The sequence below is a fragment of the Alkalitalea saponilacus genome (assembly GCF_900168165.1).
In the GTDB taxonomy this organism is placed as follows: domain Bacteria; phylum Bacteroidota; class Bacteroidia; order Bacteroidales; family Marinilabiliaceae; genus Natronoflexus; species Natronoflexus saponilacus.
Window position 1 is genome coordinate 18,689 of record NZ_FUYV01000016.1, and the last position, 10,517, is coordinate 29,205.

A 10,517-nucleotide genomic window follows, 5' to 3' on the forward strand; every position below is an offset into this window, starting at 1 on the left:
ATGGCTTTTTCAAAATTAGATAGGCGATTAAAAATAAAGAGACGCGTCCGCAGTAAAGTAAAGGGCACTTCAGACAGACCCCGGATGAGCGTTTTTAGAAGCAATAAGGAGATCTCAGTGCAGATTGTTGATGACCTCAAAGGCAGTACACTTGTTGCTGCATCTTCACTGATCAAAGATATTGCCGAACAAAAAGGAACCAAAACAGATAAGGCAGCTCTGGTTGGAAAACTAATTGCTGAGCGTGCTAAAACCGCAGGTATCGAATCAGTAGTATTCGATCGTAACGGGTATCTGTATCACGGTAGAGTAAAACAATTAGCGGATGCTGCTCGCGAGGCAGGTCTTAAATTCTAAAAATATTATGGCAGGAAATACAAAAAGAGTTCGTACAACTAACGACCTTGAATTGAAAGACAGATTGGTGGCCATTAACAGGGTAACCAAAGTAACTAAAGGGGGTAGAACTTTCAGCTTCTCAGCCATTGTTGTTGTAGGTAACGAAAACGGCATTGTAGGTTGGGGACTTGGTAAAGCCAATGAAGTTACCACCGCCATTGCCAAAGGAGTGGAAGCCGCTAAAAAGAACCTGGTTAAAGTTCCTATTGTTAACGGAACCATACCTCACCAACAAGCTTTTCAATATGGTGGAGCCAGAGTTTTTATGAAACCAGCTTCTCATGGTACCGGACTGGTAGCAGGAGGTGCGATGCGTGCGGTACTTGAAAGTGCCGGTGTTATCGACGTTCTTGCAAAGTCTAAAGGTTCATCCAACCCTCACAACCTTGTTAAAGCAACAATTGAGGCGTTATGTGAAATGAGAGACGCTCATACTGTGGCTCAACACAGAGGAGTAACTCTTGATAAAGTGTTTAACGGTTAAGTTATTTAGAAATGGCTAAGATAAAAGTAACTCAAGTTAAAAGTAAAATCGGAGCAACCACACGTCAGAAAAGAACTCTGGAAGCGCTCGGTTTGAAAAAATTAAATAACACCGTAGAACATGATGACACACCTCAAATCATGGGTATGGTGGATAAAGTGAAACACTTATTGAGTGTTGAGAAATAATTGGTTTAACGATACTTTGAAAAACTAAGGATGTTTTTCATAAAACATCCCATGGTTTTTCGATTTCAAACTATAGAAAAATGAAACTGAACGAATTGAAACCTGCATCCGGATCTACGCACAGCGAACGTCGCATCGGACGTGGTCAGGGTTCCGGATACGGAGGTACCTCCACACGTGGACATAAAGGTGCCAAATCCCGCTCAGGTTATTCCAAAAAAATCGGTTTTGAAGGTGGTCAAATGCCACTTCAGAGAAGGGTTCCTAAATTCGGATTTAAGAACATCAATAGAAAAGAGTACAAATCAATCAATATTGATGTACTTCAGGGATTGGTAGAGAAAAACGGATGGAGCGTAATTAGCCCTGAAAACCTTATGGAAGCCGGTTTAATCAGCAAGAATGACCTGGTTAAAATCCTTGGAAATGGAAGCATTTCTGCTAAAGTTGAAGTAAAAGCTCATGCTTTTTCTAAAAGTGCAGAAGCTGCCATCGAAGCAGCACAAGGAAGCGTTGTGAAACTGTAGAATAATGAAACTGGCCATACATTCAAATTACTAGTATGTAATTTGAATGATGGTAAGTTACATTTAGCAAAAGATTCAAAATATATTTTACATGAAGCTATTTGAAACCATCCGTAATATTTGGAAAATCGAAGATCTCAGAAGTCGGATACTGACTACTCTGGGTTTTATCATGATTTACCGTCTGGGTTCTTTTGTTGTACTGCCCGGTATTGATCCCAATCAATTAACCGCACTGGCAGACCAAACCAGTTCTGGTGTTTTAGGATTGTTAAATATGTTTTCCGGAGGAGCATTTGCTAATGCTTCTATTATGGCGTTAGGTATTATGCCATACATCTCCGCTTCAATTGTAATCCAGTTGATGGGAATAGCAGTTCCTTATTTTCAGCGTTTACAGCGTGAAGGAGAAAGCGGACGTAGGAAAATTAACCAGATAACAAGGTATTTAACCGTTGTGATCTTGTTGTTCCAGGCTCCAGGTTATATTGCTAACTTATATGTACAGCTGCCTGAGAGTGCTTTTGTTACTACAGGATGGAGTTTCACAATTACCTCTACCATCATTCTTACAGCAGGTAGTATGTTTGTTATGTGGCTTGGTGAAAGAATAACTGATAAGGGTATTGGTAACGGTATTTCTTTGATCATCATGATTGGTATCATTGCCATGTTGCCTTTCTCACTGTTTGCTGAATTTGTTTCCAGAGTTGAAGAAGGCGGCGGGTTGGTAATGTTACTAATTGAGTTCGTATTCCTGTTCTTTGTTTTCAAAGGTGCTATTCTGTTGGTACAGGGAACACGTCGTGTTCCTGTTCAGTACGCTAAAAGAATCGTTGGAAATAAACAGTACGGCGGTGTTCGTCAGTATATACCACTAAAGGTAAATGCTGCCGGTGTTATGCCTATCATCTTTGCTCAGGCAATTATGTTTATTCCAATTGTTTTTGCAGGATATGTAGATAGCGATGCAGCTACCGGATTTGCTGCCACTTTTGGTAATTTTACCGGATTTTGGTACAATTTCGTGTTTGCTACATTGATTATACTCTTTACCTATTTTTACACAGCTGTTACCATTAATCCAACGCAAATGGCAGAGGACATGAAACGTAACGGTGGTTTTATACCAGGTGTAAAACCAGGTAAGAAAACAGCAGAGTTTTTAGACTCAGTTATGTCGAAGATCACACTACCAGGTTCTTTTTGTCTGGCCTTTATAGCAATTTTACCCGCATTTGCAATGCTTGCAGGTGTTGATCAGAATTTTGCTCAGTTCTTTGGAGGAACCTCGCTTTTGATCTTGGTTGGTGTGGTGTTAGATACTTTGCAACAAATAGAGAGTCATCTGTTGATGAGACACTATGACGGACTACTGAAAACAGGGCGTATCAAAGGACGTTCTGGCGGTGGTGGAGCTGTATTGTAGAAAAAGAGGTAGTATATAGATGGTTTATTTAAAGACTGACGAAGAGATTGAGTTGTTGAGGGAGAGCAATCTTCTTGTAGCAAAAACCCTTGGGGAATTGGCAAAGGTCATTAAACCCGGAGTTACTACACTCCAATTGGATAAAATTGCAGAAACTTTTATCAGGGATCACAAAGGTGTTCCCGGATTCCTTAATTACCAAGGTTTTCCTAATACCCTGTGTACTTCTGTCAATGATCAGGTGGTACATGGAATTCCAAATGATAAGCCACTGAACGATGGTGATATAGTTTCAATTGATTGTGGAGTTTTATTAAACGGTTTTTATGGCGATTGTGCCTATACTTTTGAAGTAGGACAAGTTGACGAAAAGATTAGAAGACTTTTACAAACAACAAAGGAATCTTTATATAAAGGCATCGAACAGGCTTTTGAAGGAAACAGACTGGGAGATATTGGACATGCTGTACAAACCTTGTGTGAATCCAGAGGATATTCAGTTGTACGAGAGATGGTGGGACATGGAATAGGACGTAAACTGCACGAACCCCCTGAAGTACCCAACTACGGACGAAAAGGATCCGGAATTAAGTTGAGAAAAGGGATGGTAATTGCAGTGGAACCAATGATAAATCTTGGTAAAAGAGATATCAAAATGTGGAATGATAACTGGACTATCAGTACTATTGATAAAAGCATTTCTGCACACTATGAGCACACCATTGCCATAGGAAAAAATGAAGCTGATATATTATCTAGTTTCAAATTTGTAGAAGAAGTATTAACTTTGCAGTCTTAAAATCAAAAAAATAAATTGAGCTATGGCTAAACAAGCCTCTATAGAACAAGACGGAACCATCGTAGAAGCACTATCTAATGCCATGTTTCGCGTGGAATTAGAGAACGGACATGTGATCACCGCTCATATTTCCGGTAAAATGCGAATGCATTATATTAAAATTCTACCCGGTGATAAAGTGAAGGTTGAAATGTCACCTTATGATTTAACAAAAGGTAGAATCAGTTACAGATATAAATAATACTCAATACTTATTACAATGAAGGTAAGAGCATCTGTTAAAAAGCGTAGTGCCGACTGTAAAATTGTACGTCGCAAAGGCCGCTTGTATGTGATAAACAAGAAAAATCCAAAGTTTAAACAACGTCAAGGATAAATTTTATAGAATATGGCAAGAATTGCAGGAGTAGACATCCCGGCAAACAAAAGGGGTGAAATTGCATTGACCTATATTTATGGAATCGGACGCAGCAAAGCGAGCACCATTTTGAAAGAAATTGGTGTTGATCCAAGTATGAAGGTCAAAGAATGGCAGGATGAACAAATTACTGCTGTTCGTGAATACATTGGCAACAATGTTAAAACTGAAGGTGAGTTGCGTTCTGAGGTGCAATTAAATATCAAACGATTAATGGATATTGGTTGTTACAGAGGAATTCGTCATCGTATTGGATTACCGGTACGTGGACAATCTACAAAGAACAACGCTCGTACACGTAAGGGTAAAAAGAAAACTGTTGCTAATAAGAAGAAGGCTACTAAATAATCATTAGAAAATGGCAAAAAAGGCAGGATCATCTAAAAAAAGAGTTGTAAAAGTTGATGCACTTGGACAGGCGCACATTCACTCGTCGTTCAATAACATCATTGTTTCTCTTACAAACTCTAACGGCCAGGTTATCTCCTGGTCAAGTGCCGGTAAAATGGGATTCCGCGGATCAAAAAAGAACACCCCATATGCCGCACAAACCGCTGCAGCTGATTGCGCAAAAGTGGCTTATGACTTAGGCTTGCGCAAAGTGAAAGTGTATGTTAAAGGACCGGGTAATGGTCGTGAATCAGCTATTCGCTCTATTAATTCTACAGGAATTGATATTATGGAGATTGTTGACGTAACACCAATGCCTCATAACGGTTGTCGCCCACCAAAAAGAAGAAGGGTATAATTTTAATAATAACTAGTTGTTAACCATAAGTTTTTGTTTTGAATTTTGAATACTGGGTGGTTATTATAACCTTCCTTTCTATCATCTTGCGGCTGTCATATTCAATTTTTAAAATCAAAAATTTAAAATCAAAAATTTAGTAGAATGGCTAGATACATTGGTCCAAAGACTAAAATTTCACGTAAATTCGGAGAACCTATTTATGGTCCCGATAAATATTTCGAAAAGAAGAACTATCCCCCTGGACAACACGGTGCAAACCGTCGCAAAAAAACCAGCGAATACGGAGTTCAGTTAAAGGAAAAACAAAAAGCCAAATATACTTACGGTGTATTGGAGAAGCAATTCCGTAATTTGTTTGAAAAAGCAAACCGGTCTAAAGGTATTACCGGTGAGGTATTACTCTCGTTGCTTGAGGCAAGATTAGATAACGTAGTTTACCGTTTAGGAATTGCTCCTACTCGTGCAGCTGCCAGACAACTTGTTTCACACAGACACATTACTGTAGATGGCTCAGTAGTAAACATCCCATCCTATTCACTTAAACCAGGACAACTGGTTGGTGTAAGGGAAAAATCAAAATCATTGGAAGCTATTGCTAATTCATTAAGCAGCTCCAGTGTTCATAAGTTCTCATGGTTAGAGTGGGATTCAGATAAAATGGTTGGTAAGTTTATGAACCTTCCTGAAAGATCTGACATTCCAGAAAACATTAAAGAACAGTTGATCGTTGAATTATATTCTAAATAATTTATTCTTATGGCAATATTAGCGTTCCAAAAACCTGATAAGGTCATCATGCTTGATGCTGATGACAAGTTCGGTCGTTTCGAATTCCGTCCTCTTGAACCAGGATATGGTATTACTGTTGGAAATGCCTTAAGAAGAATTTTGCTCTCTTCTTTAGAGGGCTTTGCGATCACAACTGTTAAGATCGAAGGTGTTGATCATGAGTTTTCCAGTATTCCCGGGGTTGTAGATGATGTTACCGAAATCATTATGAATCTGAAGCAGGTTCGTTTTAAACAAACTGTTGAAGATAATGACAGTGAAAAGGTGACCATCTCAATTACAGGAAAAGAGGCTTTAACCGCCGGGGAATTGAATAATGTATTATCAAATTTCAAGGTTCTTAACCCTGATTTGATCATTGCAAGAATGAACCCCGAGGTGAATCTTCAAATGACCATTACGATCAATAAAGGAAGAGGCTATGTTCCGGCTGAAGAGAATCGGAATTCTGAAATGGAATTTGGAACCATCGCGGTGGATTCAATTTTTACACCTATTCGTAATGTTCAATACTCCGTTGAAAACTATCGTGTAGAACAAAAAACCGACTACGAAAAATTGTTGGTGGAAATCAGCACCGATGGATCAATTCATCCTAAAGATGCATTAAAGGAAGCTTCTAAGATATTAATTTATCACTTCATGTTATTCTCTGATGAGAAGATTACTCTGGATACAGATGAAAAGTCCGGAAATGAGGAGTTTGATGAGGAGGTGCTTCATATGCGTCAACTGTTAAAAACCAAGCTTGTAGATCTTGATCTATCTGTGCGTGCATTGAATTGCCTGAAAGCTGCAGATGTTGAGACTCTTGGAGAATTGGTTCAATACAACCGGAACGACTTGTTAAAGTTCAGAAATTTCGGAAAGAAATCTCTTACCGAGTTAGATGATCTTTTGGTTAACCTGAATCTGAGTTTCGGTATGGATATAACGAAGTATAAATTAGACAAGGAATAATTAACGATGAGACATAATAAGAAATTTAACCACCTGGGGAGAACCAGTTCGCACAGAAAGGCGATGCTGTCCAATATGGCATCTTCGCTGATCTTGCATAAGCGCATCAAAACCACAGTGGCAAAAGCTAAAGCATTAAGAATGTATGTTGAGCCGTTGATCACCAAATCAAAGGATGATACAACGCATTCTCGCCGTATTGTTTTCAGTCACTTACAAAATAAAGAGGCTGTATCAGAACTGTTTCGTGAGATTTCACAAAAAGTGGCAGATCGCCCAGGAGGATATACAAGAATTCTGAAATTAGGAAACCGGTTTGGTGATGCTGCAGCAATGTGTTACATTGAATTGGTTGACTATAACGAGAACATGCTTGTTGGTAAAGAAGGTGCAGCAGACGAAACGAAAAAGACTCGTAGAAGTAGAAGAGGTAGTAAATCTACCGCAAAAACTACTGAGCCTGTAGCCGCCGTAGCAGCAGATGTTGCAGAAGTTATTGAATCTGGTGAAACTACAGAAGATAAAGTGTCTGAGGTAGAAGCCCCGGAAAGTACCACTGATGAAGCTGCTTCAGCAGAGTCTGAAGATAAAATGGAAACTAAGGAATAATTACAGATATGAATGTATCTGTTTAGATATTGTTCTTGAAAAAAGGGATAAAGACTTGTTGACTTTATCCTTTTTTTATGAAACACGAGGGAGATTGAAAATCATCTCATGATAGGTCTTCCCCCAGATAGAGTCTGATGGGAAAATTAAACTTCATAATAATATGTGTTTCATATTACCTCTGATTTTATTAAATTATATGTTTATTTATCATTAATAGCTATGACTATGGGATTAATTGCAAACATCCACGGCCGTGAAATATTAGACTCTCGCGGCAATCCAACTATTGAAGTTGAAGTAACTCTTGAAAGCGGCATCATTGGCCGCGCTGCTGTTCCTTCTGGAGCATCTACCGGAGAAAACGAAGCTCTTGAGCTTCGCGACGGAGACAAAAAAAGATACCTTGGAAAAGGAGTTATCAAGGCTGTTGATAACGTCAACAAAGTAATTGCTCCTGCATTAATTGGTATGAGCTCTATTGATCAGGTTGCCATTGACAGAAAAATGCTGGAAATGGACGGTACCAAGAACAAGAGCAAATTAGGTGCTAATGCCATGCTGGGAGTTTCTATGGCTGTTGCTAAAGCAGCTGCTGAGTACTCAGGGATGCCTTTGTACCGTTACATTGGCGGAACCAATGCTAAAACGCTTCCTGTTCCTATGATGAACATCATTAACGGTGGATCTCACTCTGATGCTCCTATTGCATTTCAGGAGTTTATGATTCGCCCTGTAGGTGCTGAGAGCTTCCGCGAAGGTTTGCGTATGGGTGCAGAAATTTTCCACGCGCTTAAGAAAGTTCTTCACGATCGTAACCTAAGTACCGCAGTTGGAGATGAAGGTGGTTTCGCTCCTGCATTGGATGGTACAGAGGATGCTCTAAATAGTATCATTAAAGCCATTGAAGCTGCAGGTTATAAGCCCGGTCGTTTGGAAGAGGGAGGACAGGTGTCTATCGCATTAGACTGTGCCGCTTCTGAGTTCTACAAAAACGGAATTTATGACTATTCTCTTTTTGAAGGAGAAAAGGGTGTAAAAAGATCTCGCGAGGAGCAAGTGGATTTTCTTGCTGAACTGGTTGCTAAATTCCCCATCGACAGTATTGAAGATGGCTGCGATGAAGGTGACTGGGATGGCTGGGTGCTTCTTAACAAGAAAATTGGCGATAAGTGCCAATTGGTAGGCGACGACTTGTTTGTTACCAACGTTGAATATCTGCAAAAAGGTATTGAACTTGATGCTGCCAATTCTATCCTTATTAAAGTTAACCAAATTGGTACTTTAACTGAAACTTTGGACGCTATTGAAATGGCTCACCGTGCAGGCTATACTTCAGTTACTTCTCACCGTTCAGGTGAAACTGAAGATGCTACCATTGCCGACATTGCCGTAGCAACCAACAGTGGCCAGATCAAAACCGGTTCATTAAGCCGTTCAGACCGTATGGCCAAGTATAACCAATTGCTTCGAATTGAAGAGGAACTTGGAGATGCCGCTATTTACGGATACAAAAAGGTTATTAAAAAATAATCATTCAATGTGATTATTTTGATTGCAAAAAGGGGCACGTAAGTAGCCCCTTTTTTGTATATTATGAGGGAAAAGCATTTTAAAGCATTTTTATAAAATTGATAGGGTAGGAGAACTTTTTTGATATGTTGAGTGTTTTTTATTTACGATAATAAATCATTTTGTCATATCTTAATACCAAAATAAATTTATGAGCTATGGATCAAGTTAAACAAAGGTTAAAAGAAGTAGGTGAATCAAAATCGGAACAACTTAAGGAATTAGTCAGAGAACATGGGGATAAAGTACTCCAAGAAGTAACCATCGGACAGGTATTGTCCGGTATGAAAGGGGTTGTTGCGTTGTTAACTGATACATCAAAACTTGATCCGTCAGAAGGAATTCGATTCAGGGGTTATTCTATACCTGAGCTGCGTGCAAAGCTTCCAAAAATTAGAGAAGATGGAGAACCTTTGCCCGAAGGGTTGTTCTACCTGATGCTTATTGGAGAAATTCCAGATAAGGCTACGGTGGATTTTATTTCACAAGAATGGGCTCGCAGAGCCCAGGGTATCCCTGATCATGTATTTAAAGTAATCGATTCTTTGCCAATAACGGCACACCCAATGATTCAGTTTAATACTGCAATATTGGCCATGAGTACCGAATCTCATTTCCGAAGAGCCTACATGGCAGGCATGGACAAAAAGGATTACTGGGGTCCAATGTACGAAGGAGTAATGGATTTGATTAGCAGGCTACCGGTAATTACAGCTTATATATATCGCCGTTGTTTTCATGGACAAAAACATATAAAACCAGATCCTTCACTGGATTGGGCTGGAAATATTGCTCACATGATGGGGCACTCTTCTGAAGAAGCAAAGCGCCTCATGCGCCTTTACATGGTTTTGCATGCCGACCATGAAGGTGGAAACGTTTCAGCGCATGCCACCCATCTTGTTGGAACTGCCTTATCAAATCCATATTACAGCTTTTCGGCCGGTATGAACGGATTAGCGGGGCCTTTACATGGAATGGCAAACCAAGAGGTTATGCACTGGCTTGAAAAACTAATAAAAGAAATTGGAACAGAAACACCCTCGGTTGATCAGATAAAAGAGTATGCAATAGCAACTCTGGAACAAGGACGCGTTATACCCGGATACGGACACGCCGTATTAAGAAAAACTGATCCAAGGTTTTCTGAACAGCTAAACTTCGCAAAAAAGTACATTCCCGACGCACCCCTCATTCAGTTGGTAAGTAAAATATACGAGGTTGTACCTGACGTACTAGCCTCAACCGGGAAAGTAAAGAATCCCTGGCCAAATGTTGATGCCATTTCAGGCAGTTTGTTATCCAGCTACGGGATTAAGGAATTCCCTATTTACACAGTGCTTTTTGGAGTTTCACGATCATTGGGTGTACTCACATCTCTTATTTGGGACAGAATATACGGAATGCCGTTGGAAAGACCTTCTTCACAAACATTTGACTGGTTTGAAGAACAGGGCAAACAAAAATAAAGTCTTATGCAATGTAATTTGTCAGATCTAACAATCTGCCTGATGCATTAATATAAAGAGATGCTCAGGAAGTTTTTTAAATGCAGAGTTAAATGTATGTGAGCAAGATGAAAATAGAATCTC

General features: G+C 39.6%; 15 protein-coding genes. All 15 read left to right on the forward strand.

The features are described 5' to 3' along the window. The 15 genes from rplR (at position 1) to B5X70_RS12820 (ending at position 10,394) form a co-directional block, all read left to right on the forward strand. The gene (gene rplR / locus B5X70_RS12750; protein WP_079558292.1) at positions 1-357 is read left to right on the forward strand and encodes a 50S ribosomal protein L18; all 357 of its coding nucleotides are present in this window, start codon (positions 1-3) and stop codon (positions 355-357) included. Between the two features lie 7 nt (positions 358-364). Further along, positions 365-883 carry a 30S ribosomal protein S5 gene (rpsE, locus tag B5X70_RS12755; protein ID WP_079558293.1) on the forward strand — a complete coding sequence of 173 codons (519 nt, stop codon included), beginning with the start codon at positions 365-367 and terminating at the stop codon, positions 881-883. 11 nt (positions 884-894) lie between these two features. Then, positions 895-1,071, forward strand: coding sequence for a 50S ribosomal protein L30 (rpmD, locus tag B5X70_RS12760; protein ID WP_079558294.1), 177 nt, complete (start codon positions 895-897; stop codon positions 1,069-1,071). An 80-nt stretch (positions 1,072-1,151) separates the two neighbouring features. After that, complete coding sequence (rplO, locus tag B5X70_RS12765; RefSeq protein WP_079558295.1) at positions 1,152-1,598, forward strand: 50S ribosomal protein L15; 447 nt, start codon at positions 1,152-1,154, stop codon at positions 1,596-1,598. A 91-nt stretch (positions 1,599-1,689) separates the two neighbouring features. Next, positions 1,690-3,027, forward strand: coding sequence for a preprotein translocase subunit SecY (secY, locus tag B5X70_RS12770; protein WP_079558296.1), 1,338 nt, complete (start codon positions 1,690-1,692; stop codon positions 3,025-3,027). Positions 3,028-3,046: 19 nt separating this feature from the next. Then, on the forward strand, positions 3,047-3,826 hold the full coding sequence (gene map / locus B5X70_RS12775) for a type I methionyl aminopeptidase (RefSeq protein ID WP_079558297.1): 780 nt from the start codon (positions 3,047-3,049) through the stop codon (positions 3,824-3,826). A 22-nt stretch (positions 3,827-3,848) separates the two neighbouring features. Further along, positions 3,849-4,067, forward strand: coding sequence for a translation initiation factor IF-1 (infA, locus tag B5X70_RS12780; protein WP_079558298.1), 219 nt, complete (start codon positions 3,849-3,851; stop codon positions 4,065-4,067). Between the two features lie 18 nt (positions 4,068-4,085). After that, entirely contained in the window at positions 4,086-4,202 is a 117-nt protein-coding gene (ykgO, locus tag B5X70_RS12785) for a type B 50S ribosomal protein L36 (RefSeq protein ID WP_009779203.1), read from the forward strand. A 12-nt stretch (positions 4,203-4,214) separates the two neighbouring features. Next, positions 4,215-4,592, forward strand: a complete 378-nt coding sequence (rpsM, locus tag B5X70_RS12790) for a 30S ribosomal protein S13 (RefSeq protein WP_079558299.1) — start codon at positions 4,215-4,217, stop codon at positions 4,590-4,592. Between the two features lie 10 nt (positions 4,593-4,602). Beyond that, the gene (rpsK, locus tag B5X70_RS12795) at positions 4,603-4,992 is read left to right on the forward strand and encodes a 30S ribosomal protein S11 (protein WP_079558300.1); all 390 of its coding nucleotides are present in this window, start codon (positions 4,603-4,605) and stop codon (positions 4,990-4,992) included. A 144-nt stretch (positions 4,993-5,136) separates the two neighbouring features. Next, complete coding sequence (gene rpsD, locus B5X70_RS12800) at positions 5,137-5,742, forward strand: 30S ribosomal protein S4 (protein WP_079558301.1); 606 nt, start codon at positions 5,137-5,139, stop codon at positions 5,740-5,742. A 9-nt stretch (positions 5,743-5,751) separates the two neighbouring features. Continuing rightward, positions 5,752-6,744, forward strand: a complete 993-nt coding sequence (locus B5X70_RS12805) for a DNA-directed RNA polymerase subunit alpha (protein WP_079558302.1) — start codon at positions 5,752-5,754, stop codon at positions 6,742-6,744. A 6-nt stretch (positions 6,745-6,750) separates the two neighbouring features. After that, positions 6,751-7,353, forward strand: a complete 603-nt coding sequence (rplQ, locus tag B5X70_RS18625; RefSeq protein ID WP_079558303.1) for a 50S ribosomal protein L17 — start codon at positions 6,751-6,753, stop codon at positions 7,351-7,353. Between the two features lie 228 nt (positions 7,354-7,581). Then, entirely contained in the window at positions 7,582-8,886 is a 1,305-nt protein-coding gene (gene eno / locus B5X70_RS12815; protein WP_079558304.1) for a phosphopyruvate hydratase, read from the forward strand. A 197-nt stretch (positions 8,887-9,083) separates the two neighbouring features. Further along, a complete protein-coding gene (locus tag B5X70_RS12820; RefSeq protein ID WP_079558305.1) occupies positions 9,084-10,394 on the forward strand; it encodes a citrate (Si)-synthase in 1,311 nt (436 codons plus the stop codon). Positions 10,395-10,517 lie beyond the last annotated feature (123 nt).